Raw genomic sequence first — 20,879 nt, forward strand, 5'->3', positions numbered from 1 at the left:
TCCTGTGGACTTTTCGCAAAAAATTTCCTTTTTACAGGTGAATTTTCAAAAAAAGGTTGAAATTTTGCTGTAACTTATGTAAAATAAATCTATATATCGTTTGACAATATTGCCTGACAGTATTGTCATTCACAGCCAGGACATTTCGGTAAGGAGTTTTGCTCCTGCCTTGAAAAAAGGAAAGGGGAAGTGTCATGTCCAACAGATTGTTTCAGGGAGTTATCCATCAAATGGGAGAAACCATTGACCGCACTATTGGTGTGATCGATGAATCTTCCATCATTATCGCGTGTAGTGAGCTTGGGAAAGTTGGAGAGGTCCGTGAAAGCGTCACACTGGAGGATCTGGAATCCTCGGATGTGTTCCAGGCGGACAATTACAGCTTCAAGTCCTTTGGCAACCGTCCCAGCTCCGCATATGCCGTGTTTGTGTCCGGCACTGACCCGGAGGCGCAGAAATATGCCAGAATATTGGCGGTTTCCCTGAATAACATCAAGCAGTATTATGATGAAAAGTATGACCGCGGCAATTTTATCAAGAATGTGATCCTGGACAATATTCTGCCGGGTGATATTTACCTGAAAAGCCATGAGCTCCATTTTGATTCCGATGTGAGCCGCGTCTGCATGCTCATCAAGATCACCGATAAAAACGACATTTCCGCTTATGATGTGCTGCAGAACCTGTTCCCGGACAAGAATAAGGATTTTATCATCAATATCAATGAGACGGATATCGCCCTTGTCAAGGAGATCAAGCCCAATATCGACGAAAAGGATATCAATAAGCTGGCAAGCTCTATTGTGGATACGCTGTCCGGCGAGTTTTACACCCATTGCACCGTAGGTATCGGCACAGTGGTGAGCAACATCAAGGATTTGGCGCGCTCTTTCAAGGAAGCACAGATTGCTTTAGAGGTGGGGAAGGTCTTCGATACGGAGAAGCCCATCGTCAGCTACAACCATCTGGGTATTGCCCGCCTGATCTATCAGCTGCCCACGACCTTGTGCGAAATGTTCCTGAAAGAAGTGTTCCGCCGGGGGTCCATTGATTCTCTGGACCATGAAACGCTGTTTACGATCCAGCGGTTCTTTGAAAACAACCTGAATGTGTCGGAAACCTCCCGAAAGCTTTTCGTCCACCGCAATACGCTGGTGTACCGCCTGGAAAAGATCAAGAAGATCACAGGTCTGGATCTGCGGGAATTTGAAGACGCCATTGTATTTAAGGTCGCTTTGATGGTGAAGAAGTATTTGTCGAGCAACCCCAATAAATTCTGATTTCAGGGCTAATGTCCCGGATTTTCCCGGTTTTTGTCGGCGAAAATTACAAATTGGTTACAAATAAATTCTATAAAAGAATTAAACTGTGCGCACCCATTGGTATAATACGTTATGCTGATGGGTGCTATTGTGTGGAAGCTGAGACAGAAGAAAAAAGAAAAGAATGCCGGGGCTTTTCGGCATGGCAAACGGTTTCATCTGTTTGGAGGGATAGTTTTGATAGAATTTCGCAATGTGTCAAAGGTGTACAACAACGGAACAGAAGCGCTGCATCGAATCAACCTGAAGGTGGATAAGGGCGACTTCGTATTTATCGTGGGTTCTTCCGGCGCGGGGAAAAGCACGTTTTTGAAGCTGATCACCTGCGAGGAGCGCCCCACGTCCGGGCAGATCATTGTGGACGGGCAGGACGTTTCCCATCTGCGGAAAGGGAAAATCCCCTATGTCCGGCGGAAAATGGGCATGGTGTTCCAGGACTTCCGCCTGATCGACCACATGACGGTGTACGACAACGTGGCGTTTGCCATGCGTGTGGTGGGCGCGCCCCCCAAGGCCATTAAGAAGCGTGTGCCCTATATTCTCAGCCTGGTGGGTCTGCAGCACAAGGCGAAGCACTATCCCACCGAGCTGTCCGGCGGCGAGAGGCAGAGAGTAGGCTTGGCGCGGGCGCTGGTGAACAATCCGTCCATGATCATTGCCGACGAGCCTACCGGCAACATCGACCCCGCCCTTTCCTTTGAGATCGTGGACCTGCTCAGCGAAATCAACCGCCGCGGCACCACTGTGCTGATGGTAACCCATGAACATTCCCTGGTAAAGCATTTCCATAAGCGGATCATTCAGATACATAGCGGAGAGATCGTGGCGGATACCGCCGCCATGCAGGAAAGCTATGCGCCCCCGGAGAAGTATAACGAGCCTGACCCGGCGGAGGACGACGATTACGCGGAGTACGACAATTCCGAAACCTATGACGAGCCGGAAGAAGCGGAAGACTCAGAGCCTGTAGAGGACGAGGAATATATCCCCGAATATGAAGAAGAGTACGATGGGGAATACGAAGAGGAATATGAGGACGATGAAACGGACGAATGGCAAGATGACGGGGAGGTGGAATAATGGGACTGCATAACACCGGGTACCTCTTTCGAGAGGGTATCAAAAGCCTGTGGAAAAACAGAACAATGAGTATCGCGTCCATTGCGGTCCTGATCGCCTGCCTGTTGCTGACCGGCGTCGCCGGGGCGCTGACCGTGAACCTTTCCGTGATGATGGAAGCCATTGAGGGCAATAACACCATCACCGTGTACCTGAAGGACGACCTGCCGTCTCTGACCGCCGTAAAGGTGGGCGAGGACCTGCGCGGCATTGGCAATATCGCCGAATGCACCTTTGTCCCCAAGGACGCCGCCCTGTCCGATATGATGCAGGAAATGGGCGGGGACGGCACGCTGTTCAACAGCCTGCAGGGAACCGATAACCCCCTGCCGGACGCCTACACCATTTCCATGGCGGATCTGACCCAGTATGACGAGACCGTTGCCGCCATAAAGGCGGTAGACGGGGTGGACCGCGTTTCCGATTACCGCGATATCGCCACGAAGCTCAGCAATCTGGACCGCCTGGTGCGGTATTGCAGCATTGCGCTTGTGGCGGTGCTGGGCGTGGTTTCCCTGTTCATCATTTCCAACACCGTGAAGGTCACCATGTTCTCCCGCCGCATGGAGATTTCCATTATGAAATCGGTGGGCGCCACCAACGGCTTTGTGCGGATTCCCTTTATTGTAGAAGGCTTGGTGATCGGCGTGCTGTCCGGCACGATCTCTGCCACAGTGCTGTATTTTGCCTATGACAAGATGGTGGAGATCGTCTACAACATTGCTCCTTTCCTGACCATTGTGGAGATCAAGCCCTATGTGGGCTGGGTATATTTGGCATATATTCTGGTGGGCATGCTGTTCGGTATGCTGGGCGGCGTGATCTCCATCGGGAAATATCTCAAGAAAGAAGGAGAAGATGCTGTTGTTTAACTCAAAAAAGCGGCTGCAGAGCGCTCTGTGCACAATGCTCGCGGCATTGCTGCTGATCACGTTCCCCGTCTCCGCCGAAACACTGGAGGAGCTGCGGGAAACACAGAACAGCCTGCAGTCACAGAAAGAGGAGAACGAAGCCAGACTGGAAACATTGAAACTGGATACGGAGCAGAAAAGGGCTTATCTTGACACATTGTACGGTCAAATAGATACCGTGCAGAGCCAGATAGACGTGCTCCGAAAACAAATTGCCGCGCTGGACGGGAAAATTGCCGAATCAGAGGACAGGATCGCCGAAAAGCAGAGCGATATCAACCGAAACACCGATTTGCTGAAAGAACGCATCAAGGCGCTGTACGTCACAGGGGACGCTTCCACCCTGGCGGTTATCCTGAACAGCGAAAGCATTCTGGATTTCACCCATAAGGTGCAGCTTCTGAAATCCGTTACCCAGCACGACCAGGAGCTGATCCAGCGCCTGACTTCCCAGCTTTCCGAGATAGAAACCGAGCTCGCGGAGATCAATGAGGACAAGGCGGAGCTGAGCCGGGAAAAGAAAGAACTGGATTCCAAAGGCGCAGAGCTGACGAAGCTGTATGAGGAAGCCCAGCACAGCCTGGAAAACGCGGAAAATGAGGAGCGGAGCGCCCTTGCCGATTTTGAGCTGCTGGGCTCTCAAATAGAGGAAAACGAAGCTGCCATCGCCGAATTGGAAGCGCAGCTCTATCAGCCGGGCACCAGCTCGGGAAATCTTGGCAGCGGCGGCTATGTGGGCACGGGCAATTTCATCTGGCCAATGCCGGGCTACACGTACCTGACCTGCTATTTCGGGGAAGGCGGTCACCGGGGCATTGACATTGCCGGCGGCGATATTTACGGCAAGGCTGTCATTGCCGCGGACGGCGGCACGGTTCTTTATGCCGGTTGGAACGACAGCTATGGCAACTGCGTGTTCATCGACCACGGCAACGGCTATGAGACCCGCTATGCCCATATGAGCGCCCTCGCCACGGAAACCGGCGCTGCTGTGGAGCAGGGGGAAGTCATCGGTTATGTGGGCAGCACGGGAAATTCCACGGGACCCCACCTGCATTTTGAGGTGATTTCCGGCGGCGGTCTCACCAATCCTATGGGATATTTTTAAGCGCGATGGAAAAGTAACGGCTGTTTGCAGCTTTTGCATTGACAACAGAGCGTAATTTCACTATAATAAAACACAATGCGGCCGCAAAAGCGCCGCCTGTTGATAAAGGATGGATGGATCATGGCAGAAAAGCAGTATTTTGTAACAGAGGAAGGTCTCGCTTCCCTGGAAAAAGAGCTGGAACAGTTGAAAACCGTCAAACGAAAAAGCGTGGCGGAAAAAATCAAGGTAGCCCTGTCCTTTGGCGACCTTTCTGAAAACAGCGAGTACGATGAGGCGAAAAACGAACAGGCAATCATGGAAGCCCGTATTGCCGATCTGGAGGTCATGCTCAAGGGCGCTGTAGTGATCGACGAAAGCGAGCTGACCAACGAGACGGTGCACATCGGCTCAAAAATAGAAGTGAATATCACCATGCCGGGCGGCAAAAAATCTTCCCGTGATTTCAAGATCGTCGGTTCCAATGAAGCCGATCCCAGAAACGGTAAGATTTCCGATGAATCGGCAGTGGGCAAAGCCCTTTTAGGCGCAAAGGTCGGTAAGACCGTGCAGGTGGAAACTCCCGCCGGCACTGCCAAGTATAAAATCGTGACCATTTCCCGGTAAACGTTCCCGGGAAAGAAAAAGCAGCGAAAAGGGAGCAGCACAGTACGCCGCTCCTTTTCTTGTAAGAGGAAAAGAAAGGAAGGGTATGAAATATGGCGGAAGAGAACACGAGAGAGCCGCAGCATGCGGAATTAAATGAGCTGCTGCGCGTCCGCAGGGAAAAGCTGGCAAACCTTCAGGAAGCAGGGGAAGACCCCTTTCAGGAGACCCGGTTCCTCTGGAACGCAACTTCCCAGCAGATCAAGGATCACTTTGAGGAAATGGAAGGAAAGCCGGTTCAGATCGCCGGTCGCCTGATGTCGAAAAGAGGCATGGGAAAAGTCAGCTTCTGCGATATCCAGGACCGTGACGGACGTATCCAGCTTTACGCCCGTCAGGACGAAATGGACGAAGCTGTCTATAAAAAGTTCAAGAAATTCGATATCGGCGACATTGTAGGGGCCGAGGGCGAGGTGTTCCGCACCCAGCGCGGGGAAATGAGCGTCCGCGCCAAGAATATCCTGCTGCTATCCAAGTCGCTGCTGCCGCTGCCGGAGAAATTCCACGGCTTGCAGGACAAGGACCTGAGATACCGCCAGCGTTATGTGGATTTGATCGTCAACCCGGAGGTCAAGCAGAATTTTGTGATCCGCGCGAAATTTATCAAGCATGTCCGCAATTATCTGGACGACCACGGGTTTATCGAGGTGGAAACGCCCGTGCTCAATACCATTCAGGGCGGCGCCACCGCCAGACCTTTTGTGACCCATCACAACACGCTTGATCTGAATATGTACCTCCGTATCGCCACGGAGCTGCCCTTGAAGCGGCTGATCGTGGGCGGTATGGACCGCGTCTATGATTTAGGGCGCATTTTCCGAAACGAGGGCATGGATCCCAAGCACAACCCGGAATTTACCACGGTAGAGCTGTATCAGGCTTACGCCGATTTTAACGACATGATGGACCTGTTTGAAGAATTGCTTTCTTCCGCCGCCAAGGAAATCCTGGGCACTTACGAGCTGGAATGGCTGGGGGAGAAGATCGACCTGACGCCGGGCTGGCGCCGTCTTCCCATGCACGAAGCGGTCAAGGAATACTGCGGGATCGATTTCATGTCCATTACTTCCGATGAAGAGGCGGTGGCGGCAGCAAAAAGCATCGGCGTGGAGCTGCCTGAAACAAAGGAGCCTACCTGGGGCAACGCCCTTTACGAATGCTTTGACCAGCGCGTAGAGGAAAAGCTGATCCAGCCCACCTTTATCACCATGCACCCGGTAGACGTTTCTCCTCTGGCGAAGCGTTCCGCCAAGGACCCGCGGCTCACCGAGCGGTTCGAGCTGTTTATCTGCCATTCGGAAATGGGCAACGCTTTCTCGGAACTGAACGACCCCATCGACCAGCGCCAGCGCTTCCAAAAGGAAGTGGAAGCCCGTGCCAAGGGCGATGACGAGGCAGGCATGATGGACGAGGATTTCCTGACGGCCCTGGAGTACGGTATGCCTCCCACGGGCGGTTTGGGCATCGGCATAGACCGCTGCGTCATGCTTTTGACCGGCGCAGATTCCATTCGCGACGTGATCGCCTTCCCGACAATGAAGCCAATCGACTGAGTAAGCTCGTATAAGTTCATACGCAGAGACATACAGAGGGTTATGGAGGGAGCTTACCACAGAGCTTACCACAATTTACGAAAACCGCACCACAAAAGATGCGGCGTGATTATGCAAATCTCCGCAAGTCCCCGCAGCCCTTTGTAAATCTATGTAGGTACAGAAGCCCACCGAGAAATCGGTGGGCTTTTTTTGTTACGCCCGTCGCATTCCAGAGTGGAATGTGGCGGGCGCTTTTTTCTTTTCAAGTCCTCCGAATCTGCCTGAAAAAATTTTTTTGAAAAAGTGGTTTAATTTTTCGAGCTTTTTTTGCTGTTGTGGGGTGTGAGGGAAAACACCTCACGAGTTCCTTGAAAATTGAATACACATTCATCAGGTCGTTCCTGAGCGGAGGGGAAACCCTCAGCCGTATGGAAGTGTGCCATGATCCTCCTGCCCGAAAGGGTAAATGTGGAAAGCAAGGAAGGCGGGCTATCTTATATACTTTTTGAAAGGTCTGTATATGCAGGTTAAACGTTTGCGTTTTTGTTCTTTAAGTGCTACAATAGAATTAACAAATCTGTTCGGAAGAACAAAATGAAAGTTCGCTATAATAAGCTTTGAAAATTGCTTATAGATAAAGGATTGAAAAAAGCCAATTACGAGTAGCTGTCTACGCAAGCAAAAGCACTTTTGCTAAACTTGGAAAAAACGAAAATGTTGCACTTCCTGTTTTGCTTAATATATGTGAATATCTGAAATGCGATTTTGGAAACATTATGGAAGCCGTGCCGGAAGATAAGGAGCCATATAATGAGTGAAAAAATCTTAATTGTAGATGATGAGAAAGAAATCGTTGATTTGATAGAGGTCTACCTTAAAAACGACGGATACAGCGTAAATAAGTTTTCCAACGGAGCTGAAGCGTTGACATTTGCACAGTCGAATGAAGTGGATTTAGCAATACTCGATGTCATGCTGCCTGATATAGACGGATTTCATATCTGTCAAAAGATCAGAGAAAGCTATACATATCCTATCATTATGCTGACCGCAAAAGACGAAGAAACGGATAAAATCACAGGTTTAACGCTGGGTGCGGATGATTATATCACAAAACCGTTCAAACCGCTTGAATTACTTGCACGGGTTAAATCCCAGCTGCGCAGATATAAAAAGTATAATTCCCCACAATGCGAGGAAAAAGAAAAGAATGTGATTGAGCATTCCGGTTTGGTAATGAATATTAAGACGCACCAATGCACCTTAAACGAAAAGGCAGTGGTATTAACCCCAACGGAATTTTCGATCCTGCGTATTCTCTTAGAAAACAAAGGGGATGTGGTTAGTGCCGAGGAACTTTTCCATAGTATCTGGAAAGATGAATATTACAGCAAGGCAAATAATACTATAACGGTTCACATACGGCATTTGCGGGAAAAGCTAAACGACACTTTAGATGATCCCAAGTTTATCAAAACAATATGGGGAGTCGGTTATAAAATTGAAATCTAAAATGACAGACGAATACAAAGGATTCAAACGAAAAATAATGCTGCGCTTTTTAATTACAGCGTTTATAGCTACAGGCGTTGTCTTGCTTTTCTATTTTTTAGTTTGGTATGAGCGTGTCGGTGATTGGATTATATCGGTTCTCCAATATTTTGGAATGACAAAACACGAAGCATTTGAGTTTTATCATGTTTCGCTTCGCCAAAACAAATCGGTCTTTTTTGCGATTGCAATCATACTGATTTTTATGATATTGCTCCGGTATCTCTTTGTGTGGATCGTCCGTTATTTTGATCATATTAACGGCGGTATTGACAAGCTGCTTATTGACGACAATCAACCGCTTCATCTTCTGCCTGAAATGGAACCGATGGAGAAAAAGCTCAATACAGTGAAGCAGACGCTATGGCAGCGTAAACAGGATTCACTTCTTGCGGAGCAGCGCAAAAATGAAATAGTTATGTATTTGGCGCACGATATACGAACGCCTCTTACATCTGTTATCGGATACCTGAATCTTCTGGAAGAAGATCCCGAAATGCCAATAGAACAGCGAGCAAAATATGTACATATAACATTGGATAAGGCTTGCCGTTTAGAAAAAATGATTAATGAGTTTTTTGAGATTACCCGCTATAACTCAGGGCAGATCACACTGTCTAAATCTAATATTGATTTATATTATATGCTTGTGCAATTAACGGACGAGCTTTCTCCCAGCTTTGCAGTCAGAGGAAATTCCATTGAGCTAAGCATGGAGGAAGATTTCACCATTTATGCGGACGCTGATAAAATTGCACGGGTATTCAGTAATATTTTGAGAAATGCAGCCGCATACAGCTATCCCCAAACCCCCATTGCAATATCGGCTCAAAAAACAGATAAGCACATAACGGTATTTTTCCAAAATAAGGGCAAAACGATCCCGGAAAATGACAAAAGACAGCTGTTTGATAAATTTTATCGCTCGGATAAGGCACGGGGCTCGGATAAAGGCGGAACAGGGTTAGGACTGGCGATTGCGAGAGAAATTGTGCTTTTGCATGGGGGGCAAATCCATGTTATCAGCAAAAATGATACAGTCATCTTTGCCGTAAGACTTCCTGCAACAGATTAGGAAAACAGCAATGCCATATTAGGATTTTCTTAGGAAATAAACAAATTCATATTAAAAACACAGGTACCTCTGTTCGGTATAATTATGGCTGAACAGAGGCACTTGTGCTTTTTGAAAGGAGAATCAAATATGGAACGCAGAAATGTTCAACACGATCGCAGACGCAATAGGCAGCGCAAATATACCTTGATAAGCTGCGCTTTGATTGTAACCTTATTATTCAGTGTAGTTCTTTTATGGAATTACGGAAAAGAGGCTGGGGATAAGAATATCGACAATCCGCCTATAACAATTACCAAAAGCAATACGGTAAAAAATGAAACGGATTCTAGTGAGACGCAAAGTCCTGAAGACGAAACAGATTGGAATCTGACATTGGTGAACAGACAAAATGCTGTTCCCGCCAATTATAAAGCAGATTTGGTTGAAGTCTCCGGCGGAGAGAAAGTTGACAGACGGATTTATGAGCCGCTGATGGAAATGCTAGAGGCTGCGAAAGAGGGAAATTGGGATCAGCTCCCTATGGTAGTATCCGGCTACCGAACGCAAGCAACACAGCAAAAGCTATATGATGACAAAATCTCAAAGTATAAAAAAGAAGGATATTCCGAAAGCGAAGCTATAGAACAGGCAAAGCAATGGGTGGCTGTCCCCGGTTACAGCGAACATCAGCTTGGTTTAGCGGTAGATATTAACGGGGCAACCTATGATGTTTATTTTTGGCTGCAAGAAAACAGCTATAAATATGGTTTTATTTTCCGCTATCCTGCTGGAAAGACTGATATCACAGGTACAGCCGAAGAAGTTTGGCATTACCGCTATGTTGGCGTGGAAGCTGCAACAGAGATATACGAAAGAGGAATTTGCCTGGAAGAATATTTGGAAGAAAAGCAATGAAAAAAAGATTGACGCAGATATTCCCGCTTCTGCTTCCGTTTGGAAAATGGCAAAGACGATCTTTTATTTAGAGATGTTTTCAGAAGGGAACAGATACAAAAACCGTGCAGCTTCCCGTAGAAGCCGCACGGTTTTTAATCGTTTTTACTTTCGGGAAAAATCAGCCGGTAGAGCGTGGGGGAGAAATGGAACTGCTCCATCAGCCGCAGGGTTTCTTCCAGCACCTTCCGGCGGTGCGCTTCCGGGGTGTGGTCCCGGAAAACGGCGCGGATCAAAATGTTTTTCGGCGTGTGGGAAAAGTCGATGAACTCCAGCAGCTGGGTTTTATAGCCGCAGTATTCCAGCAGGTTTGCCCGGATAGCGTCCGTTGCCAAAGCGGAGAACCGCTCCTGCACGATCCCATAGCGGGAAAGAATAGAAAGGCTTTCCGGCTGTATCTGCCGGTTCAGCTCATGCTGGCAGCAGGGGACGGAGAAAATCATTTTTGCGTTCCACTGAGTGGCGTTGAACAGGGCAAAATCTGTGGCAGTATCACAGGCGTGAAGCGTCATGACAATATCCACAGGGAAAGGGGCTTGATAGCCGTTGATATCTCCCAGCTCAAACCGCAAATTACGGTATCCATAGCGGGCAGCGGCAGCGTTGCACTTTTCAATCACGTCCTCCTTTAAGTCCAGCCCAATAATATTCGCGTGGATTCCCCGCAGCTTCGTGAGATAGTGATAGACGATGAAGGTCAGGTAGGATTTGCCGCAGCCAAAGTCTATGATATTGACCGAATCGGTTTCCAGATTCTGAATGGCGTCGTCAAGGATTTCCAGATAGCGGTTGATTTGCTTGTACTTGTCGTACATGGCATTGACGATTTTTCCCTCTTTGGTAAAGACCCCCATGTCCACAAGAGGGAGCACATCGGGGCTGGCTTCCAGAATATAATTCTTTTTTCGGTTGTGGGTCACAGAGACGGGCAGCGGGCGGGAACTGTTTACCGCCCGGCGCTGGAAGGTACAGCGCCCTTTTCGGGAAATCAGGAGCATGGATTCCCATTGGTCGTCCCAGGCGTTCAGTTGAAGGAACTGCCCCTGCATGAGCCGTTCGCAGGCTTCCGCGAAGGCGTCAACGGGGACGTTTTCGTGAAACACCTGCTTTTCCGTGTATTTGCTGAACTGGTAGCCCGCGTCCTTTCTTTCCGCAACGATTTTTTTCAGCGGCTGGCTTTTTACGACCGGCTTGCTGAGCACCGCCTTATATACATTGCCGTTTTCGGAAATCCGGCGAAGATATTCTGTCAATTCTCCCATACTGCCACCCATACCTGTTTTCGTTTTTTCTAACACGATTTTATCCTCAAACCGGCGGCTTGTCAATCAGCTGTTCCTGCCGGTTGTCTGCCGCCGTAAAATGTAGTATACTTGTGAAAAGCTGAGATTCGAGGTGTCCCCATGGAACGCTGGTACATCAAGGAAATTGAAATGTCCTGCTGTGACGATAACTCCTACATTTCCTCTTTGGCGATCGTCAAATACCTGAACCGTGTGAAACGGCTGAGCTTTTCGCAGAGCGTCACTTTTCTCGTAGGAGAAAACGGCACGGGAAAATCGACCTTGCTGGAAGCCATTGCCGTGTGTGCCGGGTATAACGCGGAGGGCGGCTCGAAGAATTTCAATTTTTCCACCAAAAACACCACCTCTAATCTGCATCAATTCCTTACGGTCGTGAAGCAGGCACGGGAGAAGGACGGCTTCTTCCTGCGGGCGGAAAGCTTCTACAATGTGGCGTCCCAGGTAGACGAGCTGGACCGCACTGTGCCGGGCAACTATCTGGACGGCTACGGCGGAAAATCCCTCCACGAGCAGTCACACGGGGAGAGCTTCCTCTCGCTGGTGCAGAACCGCTTCCGGGGGAACGGTCTGTACTTCCTGGACGAGCCGGAAGCGGCGCTGTCTCCCTTGCGGCAGCTGACGCTGCTCTCGGAGATCGACCGGCTGGTGAAGCGGGATTCTCAGTTGATTATCGCAACACATTCGCCTATTCTGCTGGCATATCCCAATGCAAGGATCTATCAGATCGCAAATGGGGAAATCGAGACCGTGGCATATGAGGAATGTGAGAATTACCAGTTGACCAAAAATTTTCTGGAAAACCCAAAGCGCTTCATGGCGTATCTCTTTGAGGAATAAAAGATAGGGCGGTCCGCCCGGCGCCGGGCTTGTTTTTTGCCTGAAACTATGGTACACTTAACATTCAAAGTTCCCGCAGCCTTTGATAAAAAATTAGGGATACGGCGCGGGTCGGAATAGGGAAATGAGTTATGGAAACATTGAAAAAAGCGATTGCCGCAGGCTTTTCTATCACCATCGGCGCCACCGTGTATCTGGTCTGTGAAAACCGGGTGGTGGGGGCGCTGCTGTTTTCTATCGGTCTGTTCGTCATTTGCGCCTTTGGCATGAATCTTTTTACCGGGAAAATCGGGTATGTGCTGGATAATAAAAACCACCCGAACTGCTTTATTATCTGGCTTGGGAACCTGCTGGGCTGTATCATCGCCTCCGGGCTTGTCCGGCTGGCAAAGCCGGCTCTGCACGAGACCGCCGCAAAGCTCGTCTCCGCAAAGCTGGAGCTGCCCTGGCATTCCGTGCTTATCCTGGGCTTCTTCTGCGGCATATTGATGTACCTTGCCGTGGAAAACTATAGAAGCAATCCCAACGACTTTGGAAAGGTCACCGGGCTTTTCCTCTGCGTTTCGGTGTTCATTTTGTGCGGATTTGAACACAGCGTTGCGGATATGTGTTATTGCGTGTTTGGGGTATCGTCTGTCAGGGAGCTACCGCGAATCTTGCTATTCCTGGTGTTGGTCTCTCTGGCAAACAGTGCGGGAGCGCTCACTGTCCGTCTGGCGACCCGGACAAGGGACGCACAGAAATAACCCCATTACTTTTTAGAAAGGCGATGTGCAATGGCAAGAGAAGGATATCTGGTCAACGCAGGAGAAGACACGATCCATGCAAATGAGATCAAAGCAGACTCCCCGCAGGAGAAAAGAAAAAACTGGTGGTATTACCACAAGGGACCGCTGATCGCTATTGTGCTGCTGGCGGCGGTGGTCGGCAGTATCCTGTATTCCATGTTCGGCGGAACGAAGCCGGACTATACCGTTGGGCTTATGACTTCGTATACCATGCCGGAAAACGGCAGGGAAGAGCTGGAGCGGGTGCTGTCCCAATACGCGGACGACCGCAACGGCGACGGGAAAACGGTAGTCGAAATAGTAGGCTATGTGTTTTCCACCACCGTTCCCTCCACCTCGGACGCTTTGCAGCAGCAGCAGGCGGCTGTCGCCCGGTTTGCGGGAGATACCCTGACCAACGAAAGCATGATTTTCCTCCACAATGAGGAAGCCTTTGCCTTTATGGAAGCCGATTTCAGCGGCTACTTCCAGTATACGGACGGTTCTCCCATGCCGGAGGACGCCACAGATTATGAAAACGCCATGCGCCCCTGGAGCGATTTCAAGGCGCTGGATTCTTTCGTTCCCGTGACAAAGGACGTTGATGCCTTTGACAGCGACGGCTTGCAGCAGCTGTATCAGCAGCTGCGGGTCTCCATACGCGCGGCGGAGGGAACTTCCATCGAAAAGGACAAAAAAGACATGGAATATTATCAGGACTGCCTTGCCTTTTACCAGCGGCTTTTGACCGGGGAGCTGCCCGGCGCAGAGGAGTGAGCCATGGGTCGTAAGATAACGATTTTTGATTCTACCCTGCGGGACGGCGCGCAGGGCAGCGGCATTGCTTTTTCATTGGAGGATAAGCTGCTGGCAGTCCGGGCGCTGGATTCCCTGGGCGTGTCATATATCGAGGCGGGGAACCCCGGCTCAAACCCAAAGGATAAAGAATTTTTCCAGCGCGGGGGAAAGCTGCCCCTGCGCCACGCAAGGCTGGTCGCCTTTGGCAGCACCAGAAGAAAGCACACAAAGCTGGAGGAGGACGAGAACCTCCTTTCCCTGCTGGAAGCGGGAACCTCCTGCTGCGCGGTGTTCGGCAAGTGCTGGAAGTTCCACGTTTTTACCGTGCTGGAAACCACGGTGGAAGAAAACCTCCTGATGATAGAGGAAAGCTGCCGCTTTTTGAAGGCTCACGGCAAAGAGGTCATCTTTGACGCGGAGCATTTCTTTGACGGCTGGAAGGACGATAAAGCCTTTGCATTTTCCGCGCTGCAGGCAGCCGTTCGCGGCGGAGCCGATCTGGTATGCCTTTGCGATACCAACGGCGGCACTTTCCCGGAGGACGCGGCAGCGGTGGTACGTGAGGTGGTTTCCCTGCTGCCTGTTCCCGTGGGCGTTCATTTCCACGATGACTGCGGACTGGCAACCGCCAACAGTATTGCCGCCGTAAAGGCTGGCGCGTCCCAGGTGCAGGGCACCATGCTGGGCTTTGGCGAACGCTGTGGTAACGCCAACCTTTCTGCCGTGATCCCCAATTTGCAGTTAAAGCTGGGGATCCCCTGCGTGCCCCCGGAATGCCTGCCGCTTCTGTCCCACGGGGTCAGGGAGCTGGCTGCGGCGGCAAATCTGGATACCCCGGCAACGCTGCCCTATGTGGGAGAAAACGCTTTTTCCCATAAGGCAGGAATGCACGCTGCCGGCGTGCTGAAGGATTCCCGGTCTTTTGAGCATATCGACCCGCTGTCCGTTGGCAACTTCCGGCGGTTCCCCGCATCGGAAATTTCCGGCAGGGCGGTGATTCTGGAAAAAATACGCCGGGTGTTCCCGGAGCAGGAAATTTCCACCGAACAGGCGCTGGCGATTTTGCAGGAGCTGAAAACGCTGGAAGCCGAGGGATACCAGTTTGAGGGGGCGGACGCTTCCTTTGAGCTGCTGGTGCGTAAGCAATTGAAGCCTTACCCGCCTTTTTTCCACCTGCTCTATTATCACATCTATACCGATTACGGCAGCGACCGGGACTGCGGCGCAAGCGCCACCGTCAAGGTGCAGGTAGGGGACGAGCTGCAATTGACGGCGGCGGAGGGGAACGGTCCCGTCAACGCGCTGGATAAGGCGCTTCGCAAGGCGCTGGAGGTGTTCTATCCCACCCTTTCCCATGTAAAGCTTACCGATTACAAGGTCCGCGTGCTGGACAGCAAAAGCGCCACGGCGGCTCGCGTCCGGGTGCTTATCACCTCCACGGACGGCAGGGAGACCTTTACCACCGTCGGGGTTTCCGAAGACGTGGTAGCCGCCAGTTGGCGGGCACTGACAGATTCCATGGAATATTTACTGCTGAAAGAAGCAACCTGACAGATTTTCAAAAAACAGGAGGAAAACCATATGGCAATGACAATGACCCAGAAAATTTTGGCGGCACACGCCGGGCTTCCCAGCGTAGAGGCGGGACAGCTGATCGAGTGCAATTTGGATTTGGTATTGGGCAACGATATCACGTCCCCGGTGGCGATCAATGAGTTTGAGCGCGCCGGCGCCACTTCCGTGTTCGACCGCAGCAAGATCGCGCTGGTGCTGGATCACTTTGTGCCCAACAAGGACATCAAGGCAGCTCAGCAATGCAAGCAGACCCGGCAGTTTGCCAATAAGTACGACATTGTGAATTTCTTTGATGTGGGCGAAATGGGCATTGAGCACGCCCTATTGCCGGAAAAGGGTCTGGTCGGTCCCGGCGACTGCGTCATCGGCGCGGATTCCCACACCTGCACTTACGGGGCGCTGGGCGCTTTTTCCACCGGCGTGGGCTCCACGGATATGGCGGCGGGGCTGATGTCCGGCAAAGCGTGGTTCAAGGTTCCCTCCGCGATCCAGGTAGTTTTGAAAAATAAGCTTCAGGGCTATGCCAGCGGCAAAGATGTGATCCTTCACCTGATTGGAAAAATCGGCGTGGACGGCGCGCTGTACCAGTCTCTGGAATTTATCGGCGAGGGCTGTTCTTCTCTCTCCATGGACGAGCGCTTTACCATTGCCAATATGGCAATTGAAGCCGGCGCGAAGAACGGGATTTTCCCTGTGGACGACAAGACGCTGGAATATTGCAGGGACCGTTATCAGGGCAGCATTTCCATCTATGAAGCCGACCCCGGCGCGGAATATACCCGCGTGGTGGAAATAGACCTTGCCACACTGCGTCCCACCGTTTCCATGCCCCATCTGCCGGAAAACACAAGGACTATCGACGAAGTGAGCGATGTAAAAATCGACCAGAGCGTGATCGGTTCCTGCACCAACGGCAGGATCGAGGATATGCGCGCCGCCGCCGCTATTCTCAAGGGCAGAAAGGTGGCAAAGGGCGTGCGCTGTATCGTGATTCCAGCCACCCAGAACGTGTACCTGCAGTGCATTCGCGAAGGGATCGCGGAGATATTCATTGAAGCGGGCGCTGTGTTCAGCACGCCTACCTGCGGTCCCTGCCTTGGCGGCTATATGGGCATTCTGGCGGAGGGGGAGCGTTCTGTCTCCACCACGAACCGCAATTTTGTGGGGCGTATGGGACACCCCGATTCCGAAGTGGTCCTGGCGTCCCCGGCAGTCGCCGCCGCCAGCGCCGTGACAGGCTACCTCACCGACCCGGAGAAGCTGTAAGGGAGGAATCTCGATGGTTTCCTACGATTGGACAATGAAACCTCAGGATATGGATTTTCTTGCGACGTTGACGCTACGACAATCGGAATTCAAAAAGGCGCGGCGGCGAGGAATGTTGATTTATGGGTTGGGTGCGGCTCTGGGCTTTCTGCTTGCTGTTTTTTATTCCCTGCTATTTTGGAATCATGGCATTGGAACATACTGGACAGCTCCTGTCATGGGCTGTCTGGGGCTGCTGTTTCTTCTGATGTGTATTTTCGTGCCAGCCAATCAGAGGCGGCGGGTTCTCCGTGCCACTCAAAAGAAGAATGCTTTTCTGCTTTCCACCATGAGTCATGTTGAATTTCGGGAGGACGGAGTGGCGGAATCCTCCGTTTTTGAAAAATCATTGACACCATGGAACTCCTTCCGTTGTTGGGGAACCGGGGATAACTACCTTTTTCTGGAGAGATTAGACAATGCATATATCCTGATTGACCGCAACGATATTCCCGAAAGCGATCTGCAGAAAATCGAGAATCTGCTCCGCTCCCAGCAGGTTCCCGTGCTGGAGTTGTCTGATTCTGCTTTGCGCCATAGGGTCAAATGAGATCAAATCTCTGAGGGGAGTACAATCGCTATGAATGAAAATGAAGCGGAGAATATAACATTGGGTGAAACTGTCACGATCAAAATGGACCGTCCCATAGGGACGGAGCACCCGAAGCACCCCGGTCTGATCTATCCCATCAATTACGGCTATGTGCCCGGCTTATTCGCCCCGGACGGCGAGGAGCAGGACGCTTACGTTCTGGGAGTAGACGAACCGCTTACGGAATTTACGGGAACGCTGATCGCCGTGATCCACCGCTTTGACGATGTGGAGGAAAAATGGGTGCTTGCCCCGGAAGGCGTCACCTTCACGAAAGAAGAAATCGCCAAAGCCGTCCATTTTCAGGAGCAATACTATCATACTGAGATCAGAATGTGATAGAAAGGGAAGGGGAAAATTTGGTATGACTGAACTGGAACAGGCAGGTCATCGGCTCATGGTGTTCATGCGGGGGAAATACCAATTGGACGAAGTGGGGGACGGCAAGGACGAATTGAAGTTCAAGCAGGGAAAAAAGACGATACTTTCCCTCTATATCAAGGAAGATCGGTTCGATGTCCTCCTGATTTATGGGAAAAAAGAGCGGGAGGTTTTTGAATCCCGGCGGCAGGAATTTTCATCGACCGTGCAGAGAATATACGACAGTTCAAAAACTTATCATGACGGGAAATGGATGATATTTGAAGTTTCCACTTTGGAGCAGGCGAAAGAGCTTGAGCCGTTGATAATGATAAAGAAAAAGCCAAACCGCAAGCCCTTTTCCAAAGAAGGGGCGATTTATGCGCAATGCGGACAGCGCTGTGATTTGTGCGTGCACTATGTGGAGCAGGACGAAGGTCGGCGGAAAGCAATGATCCCTCCGTTGACCCAAATGTATGGAATTACGGACTGGTCCATGCGCTGCGGCGGCTGCGACAGCGACAGCTGTCATTGTAAGGAGGAGCCCTGTTTTGCCAAATCCTGCGCAGTGGAAAAGCAGCTTGCCAAATGCAGCGGTTGCACCGAGCACCCATGTCTTCGCGCCACTACCTCAGACCACCTTTCCATGCCGCATACGCAGGTGCACAGCGCCGAGGAGATCACATGGGGTATTTTGCCGTATGTACCGTATCAATATGAAACCGACTGAAAGAAAGGAAGAGAAAATATGAACGCAAAAGGAACAGTACACAAGTATGGAGACGATGTGAATACCGATGTGATTATCCCTGCCCGGTATTTGAACACCGCCTCTCACAGTGAGCTTGCCGCTCACTGCATGGAGGATATTGACAAGGATTTTGTGAAGAAAGTAAAGCCCGGCGATATTGTGGTAGCCCTGAAGAATTTCGGCTGCGGTTCTTCCCGGGAGCACGCTCCCATCGCGCTGAAGGCTTCCGGGGTCTCCTGCGTGATCGCCGCCACCTTTGCCAGAATTTTCTATCGCAATTCCATCAATATCGGTCTGCCCATTCTGGAATGCCCGGAAGCGGCGGAGGGTATCTCTGCCGGAGACGTTGTTTCCGTTGATTTTGATTCCGGCGTCATCACCGATGAGACCACCGGGAAGACCTATCAGGCGCACCCGTTCCCGCCCTTTATCAAGAATATCATCGCAAGCGGCGGGCTGCTGGAATCCATTATAAAAAAGGCATAAAGCGCATATGCGCCGCTGCGCAAGGCGGACTGTCGTGCGGCAAAGCCTGATGTCTCAAGGAGCGGCTCTGGTTTCAGCGGTTTTTTTAAGCTGCGGAACGCCTGAAAAGGCGAAGAAATTTTCCAAAATTGGGATTGCTTTTTTTCGCTGCGTTCTGTATAATATAGCCAAATACAATTCCGGGTTTGGGCAATTTTTTACCAACCCGATATGCGAAGGAGTGTTTCTTATGAAATTGGGTGTACTTACCAATGTGATCGGCGGGACCCCCCTGAAGGAGGCGCTGCCGTATTTTAAGTCCCTGGGCGCGCAGATGGTAGAGCTGGGCTGCGGCGGTTATCCCGGAAAGGATCACTGCGACCCGAAAATCCTGCTCCACGACGAAGCCAAGTTCCAGGAGTTTATGAACACTATCAAGGAGTCCGGCTTGGAGGTCAGCGCGCTGAGCTGCCATGCCAACCCGATCCACCCCAACAAGGAGCTTGCAAAGCAGTTTGACGACGACCTGCACGACGCTGTCCTTATGGCGGAAAAAATGGGGATCCATCAGATCAATACCTTCTCCGGCTGTCCCGGCGACTGCCCCGAGTCCAAGAACCCCAACTGGGTGGTTTGCGCATGGCCCAACGAGTTCCAGGAGGTTGCCGAATGGCAGTGGAACGAGGTCCTGATCCCCTACTGGAAGGATTTCGTGGCTTTTGCCAAGTCCCACGGGGTAAACAAGATCGCTCTGGAAATGCATCAGGGCTTCTGCGTGTACAACCCCTACACCCTGAAGAAGCTCCGTGCCGCTGTCGGTCCTGAAATCGGCGCCAACTTTGACCCCAGCCATCTGTTCTGGCAGGGGATCGATCCTCTGGCGGCGATCCGTGATCTGGGCGGCGACGCTATCTTCCACGTACACGCCAAGGATACCAAGATCGACCCGTTCAACGCGCCCATCGACGGCACGCTGGATTACAGGACCTATGGCGATCCCCTTAATCGTACCTGGGTGTTCCGCAGCATCGGCTACGGTCACGATGAGCTGTTCTGGAAGGACTTTGTTTCCCAGCTCCGCCTGGTGGGTTACGACTATGTGCTCTCCATCGAGCATGAGGATATCCTGATGAGCCAGAACGAGGGTCTGGTCAAGGCCTGCGACATCTTGAAGCGCGCCATCACCTTTGAGGACCGCGCTACTGGTCAGCATTGGGTATGATTTAGAATAGAACGTAAAAGGGCTTCCCAATCGGGAAGTCCTTTTTTGCGTATTATTGCTTTACCGCCGTTATTTTATGCCGTATTTCTTCGCCTGCTCCGTCACGTTATTTCGCCAGTGTTCAAAGGAAAAGCTCTTCTGGATATCTGTGATGTCGATATACGCCCCGTTCATCATGCACTGAATCGCGGCTTCAGCGATCATTGCCTCACGGGTATAGGGTTGAGAAAGGTATTTTTCCATTTCGATGTTCATTTTTTGATCCACGCCTTCCATGGCGCCCAGATAGAAATAGCTGTCTTTTCCCAAAAGCTCTCCGATCCTTTCAAAGCATTCCACGCCCTCTTTTACCTGAGCCATGGATACCCGGCGGTTGTATTTCATGGTCCGCTCGCCCCCGTTTAACAGATTGTCAATGGTGGTTTCCAGGGTTTCAGCCAGATCGGGCAGAATAGCGGTGTCGGGAAGAGTTTCCCCGCGCTCCCATTTACTGACGGATTGAAACGATACGTGAAGCCGTTCGCCCAGCTCCTGCTGGGTGATGCCTTTGAGCTTTCGCAGGGACAGTATCTGCTGTCCCACTTTATTCGGATTTGCTGACATGATAGGCTCCTTCTTTTCTCAATTTTCTGGATATATCCTGCTCTTATTATACAAGCTGTCCCTGTTCCGGGCAATAACGTGCCGGGCGAAGGAATAGC

The 20,879-nt window shown here is 51.0% G+C and carries 19 protein-coding genes and 3 pseudogenes; 20 read left to right on the plus strand and 2 right to left on the minus strand.

The features are described from left to right. Positions 1-194 precede the first annotated feature (194 nt). The 10 genes and pseudogenes from AB8996_RS03515 to AB8996_RS03560 all read left to right on the plus strand — a co-directional run. A complete protein-coding gene (locus tag AB8996_RS03515; protein WP_369297592.1) occupies positions 195-1,280 on the plus strand; it encodes a PucR family transcriptional regulator in 1,086 nt (361 codons plus the stop codon). A gap of 219 nt (positions 1,281-1,499) precedes the next feature. After that, positions 1,500-2,153, plus strand: a pseudogene (ftsE, locus tag AB8996_RS03520) (cell division ATP-binding protein FtsE); the annotation flags it as partial. Between the two features lie 248 nt (positions 2,154-2,401). After that, entirely contained in the window at positions 2,402-3,313 is a 912-nt protein-coding gene (gene ftsX / locus AB8996_RS03525) for a permease-like cell division protein FtsX (RefSeq protein WP_369297593.1), read from the plus strand. Between the two features lie 34 nt (positions 3,314-3,347). Then, the gene (locus AB8996_RS03530) at positions 3,348-4,460 is read left to right on the plus strand and encodes a murein hydrolase activator EnvC (protein WP_369297594.1); all 1,113 of its coding nucleotides are present in this window, start codon (positions 3,348-3,350) and stop codon (positions 4,458-4,460) included. 117 nt (positions 4,461-4,577) lie between these two features. Beyond that, positions 4,578-5,066, plus strand: coding sequence for a transcription elongation factor GreA (greA, locus tag AB8996_RS03535; protein WP_369297718.1), 489 nt, complete (start codon positions 4,578-4,580; stop codon positions 5,064-5,066). A gap of 92 nt (positions 5,067-5,158) precedes the next feature. Then, positions 5,159-6,658: a lysine--tRNA ligase gene (lysS, locus tag AB8996_RS03540; RefSeq protein ID WP_369297595.1), complete on the plus strand. Its 1,500-nt coding sequence runs from the start codon at positions 5,159-5,161 to the stop codon at positions 6,656-6,658. A gap of 606 nt (positions 6,659-7,264) precedes the next feature. Then, a pseudogene (locus tag AB8996_RS03545) lies at positions 7,265-7,458 on the plus strand (helix-turn-helix domain-containing protein). Then, entirely contained in the window at positions 7,451-8,152 is a 702-nt protein-coding gene (vanR, locus tag AB8996_RS03550; protein WP_369297596.1) for a VanR-ABDEGLN family response regulator transcription factor, read from the plus strand. The pseudogene AB8996_RS03545 and the gene vanR overlap by 8 nt, the downstream one beginning before the upstream one ends. A gap of 1 nt (position 8,153) precedes the next feature. Beyond that, positions 8,154-9,266: a sensor histidine kinase gene (locus tag AB8996_RS03555; RefSeq protein ID WP_369297597.1), complete on the plus strand. Its 1,113-nt coding sequence runs from the start codon at positions 8,154-8,156 to the stop codon at positions 9,264-9,266. Positions 9,267-9,629: 363 nt separating this feature from the next. Then, a pseudogene (locus AB8996_RS03560) lies at positions 9,630-10,163 on the plus strand (D-alanyl-D-alanine carboxypeptidase family protein); the annotation flags it as partial. Between the two features lie 134 nt (positions 10,164-10,297). On the opposite strand, the gene AB8996_RS03565 reads toward AB8996_RS03560, so the two are convergent. Beyond that, complete coding sequence (locus tag AB8996_RS03565; RefSeq protein ID WP_369297598.1) at positions 10,298-11,476, minus strand: SAM-dependent methyltransferase; 1,179 nt, start codon at positions 11,474-11,476, stop codon at positions 10,298-10,300. Between the two features lie 129 nt (positions 11,477-11,605). Between AB8996_RS03565 and AB8996_RS03570 the strand changes: the two genes are divergently transcribed. The 10 genes from AB8996_RS03570 to AB8996_RS03615 all read left to right on the plus strand — a co-directional run bounded on the left by AB8996_RS03570 (position 11,606) and on the right by AB8996_RS03615 (position 20,178). Further along, positions 11,606-12,343 carry an AAA family ATPase gene (locus tag AB8996_RS03570; protein ID WP_369297599.1) on the plus strand — a complete coding sequence of 246 codons (738 nt, stop codon included), beginning with the start codon at positions 11,606-11,608 and terminating at the stop codon, positions 12,341-12,343. 131 nt (positions 12,344-12,474) lie between these two features. After that, positions 12,475-13,089 carry a formate/nitrite transporter family protein gene (locus AB8996_RS03575; protein WP_369297600.1) on the plus strand — a complete coding sequence of 205 codons (615 nt, stop codon included), beginning with the start codon at positions 12,475-12,477 and terminating at the stop codon, positions 13,087-13,089. Between the two features lie 30 nt (positions 13,090-13,119). Beyond that, on the plus strand, positions 13,120-13,887 hold the full coding sequence (locus AB8996_RS03580) for a hypothetical protein (RefSeq protein ID WP_369297601.1): 768 nt from the start codon (positions 13,120-13,122) through the stop codon (positions 13,885-13,887). Positions 13,888-13,890: 3 nt separating this feature from the next. Continuing rightward, positions 13,891-15,459, plus strand: a complete 1,569-nt coding sequence (gene cimA, locus AB8996_RS03585; protein ID WP_369297602.1) for a citramalate synthase — start codon at positions 13,891-13,893, stop codon at positions 15,457-15,459. A 30-nt stretch (positions 15,460-15,489) separates the two neighbouring features. Beyond that, positions 15,490-16,749, plus strand: coding sequence for a 3-isopropylmalate dehydratase large subunit (gene leuC, locus AB8996_RS03590; protein WP_369297603.1), 1,260 nt, complete (start codon positions 15,490-15,492; stop codon positions 16,747-16,749). 13 nt (positions 16,750-16,762) lie between these two features. Next, the gene (locus tag AB8996_RS03595; protein ID WP_369297604.1) at positions 16,763-17,338 is read left to right on the plus strand and encodes a hypothetical protein; all 576 of its coding nucleotides are present in this window, start codon (positions 16,763-16,765) and stop codon (positions 17,336-17,338) included. A 30-nt stretch (positions 17,339-17,368) separates the two neighbouring features. Continuing rightward, entirely contained in the window at positions 17,369-17,719 is a 351-nt protein-coding gene (locus AB8996_RS03600) for an inorganic pyrophosphatase (protein ID WP_369297605.1), read from the plus strand. A 25-nt stretch (positions 17,720-17,744) separates the two neighbouring features. Next, positions 17,745-18,470 carry a DUF3788 family protein gene (locus AB8996_RS03605; protein WP_369297606.1) on the plus strand — a complete coding sequence of 242 codons (726 nt, stop codon included), beginning with the start codon at positions 17,745-17,747 and terminating at the stop codon, positions 18,468-18,470. Between the two features lie 18 nt (positions 18,471-18,488). Next, complete coding sequence (gene leuD / locus AB8996_RS03610; RefSeq protein WP_369297607.1) at positions 18,489-18,977, plus strand: 3-isopropylmalate dehydratase small subunit; 489 nt, start codon at positions 18,489-18,491, stop codon at positions 18,975-18,977. Between the two features lie 229 nt (positions 18,978-19,206). Next, positions 19,207-20,178 (plus strand): sugar phosphate isomerase/epimerase family protein, encoded by a 972-nt coding sequence (locus AB8996_RS03615; RefSeq protein ID WP_369297608.1) that lies wholly within the window; start codon positions 19,207-19,209, stop codon positions 20,176-20,178. A 69-nt stretch (positions 20,179-20,247) separates the two neighbouring features. Here AB8996_RS03615 and AB8996_RS03620 read toward each other — a convergent pair whose 3' ends face one another. Continuing rightward, positions 20,248-20,781: a helix-turn-helix domain-containing protein gene (locus tag AB8996_RS03620; RefSeq protein ID WP_369297609.1), complete on the minus strand. Its 534-nt coding sequence runs from the start codon at positions 20,779-20,781 to the stop codon at positions 20,248-20,250. Positions 20,782-20,879: the final 98 nt, after the last annotated feature.

The organism is uncultured Neglectibacter sp., from assembly GCA_937958185.1.
Taxonomy (GTDB): domain Bacteria; phylum Bacillota; class Clostridia; order Oscillospirales; family Acutalibacteraceae; genus Acutalibacter.

Coding starts and splice junctions, on each gene's coding strand:
- AB8996_RS03565 (WP_369297598.1), bottom strand. CDS start 11,476: ATGGGTGGCAGTATGGGAGAATTGACAGAATATCTTCGCCGGATTTCC.
- AB8996_RS03600 (WP_369297605.1), top strand. CDS start 17,369: ATGAATGAAAATGAAGCGGAGAATATAACATTGGGTGAAACTGTCACG.
- AB8996_RS03615 (WP_369297608.1), top strand. CDS start 19,207: ATGAAATTGGGTGTACTTACCAATGTGATCGGCGGGACCCCCCTGAAG.
- AB8996_RS03515 (WP_369297592.1), top strand. CDS start 195: ATGTCCAACAGATTGTTTCAGGGAGTTATCCATCAAATGGGAGAAACC.
- AB8996_RS03580 (WP_369297601.1), top strand. CDS start 13,120: ATGGCAAGAGAAGGATATCTGGTCAACGCAGGAGAAGACACGATCCAT.
- lysS (WP_369297595.1), top strand. CDS start 5,159: ATGGCGGAAGAGAACACGAGAGAGCCGCAGCATGCGGAATTAAATGAG.
- ftsX (WP_369297593.1), top strand. CDS start 2,402: ATGGGACTGCATAACACCGGGTACCTCTTTCGAGAGGGTATCAAAAGC.
- vanR (WP_369297596.1), top strand. CDS start 7,451: ATGAGTGAAAAAATCTTAATTGTAGATGATGAGAAAGAAATCGTTGAT.
- AB8996_RS03620 (WP_369297609.1), bottom strand. CDS start 20,781: ATGTCAGCAAATCCGAATAAAGTGGGACAGCAGATACTGTCCCTGCGA.
- AB8996_RS03570 (WP_369297599.1), top strand. CDS start 11,606: ATGGAACGCTGGTACATCAAGGAAATTGAAATGTCCTGCTGTGACGAT.
- AB8996_RS03595 (WP_369297604.1), top strand. CDS start 16,763: ATGGTTTCCTACGATTGGACAATGAAACCTCAGGATATGGATTTTCTT.
- cimA (WP_369297602.1), top strand. CDS start 13,891: ATGGGTCGTAAGATAACGATTTTTGATTCTACCCTGCGGGACGGCGCG.
- leuC (WP_369297603.1), top strand. CDS start 15,490: ATGGCAATGACAATGACCCAGAAAATTTTGGCGGCACACGCCGGGCTT.
- AB8996_RS03555 (WP_369297597.1), top strand. CDS start 8,154: ATGACAGACGAATACAAAGGATTCAAACGAAAAATAATGCTGCGCTTT.
- AB8996_RS03530 (WP_369297594.1), top strand. CDS start 3,348: ATGCTCGCGGCATTGCTGCTGATCACGTTCCCCGTCTCCGCCGAAACA.
- AB8996_RS03575 (WP_369297600.1), top strand. CDS start 12,475: ATGGAAACATTGAAAAAAGCGATTGCCGCAGGCTTTTCTATCACCATC.
- AB8996_RS03605 (WP_369297606.1), top strand. CDS start 17,745: ATGACTGAACTGGAACAGGCAGGTCATCGGCTCATGGTGTTCATGCGG.
- leuD (WP_369297607.1), top strand. CDS start 18,489: ATGAACGCAAAAGGAACAGTACACAAGTATGGAGACGATGTGAATACC.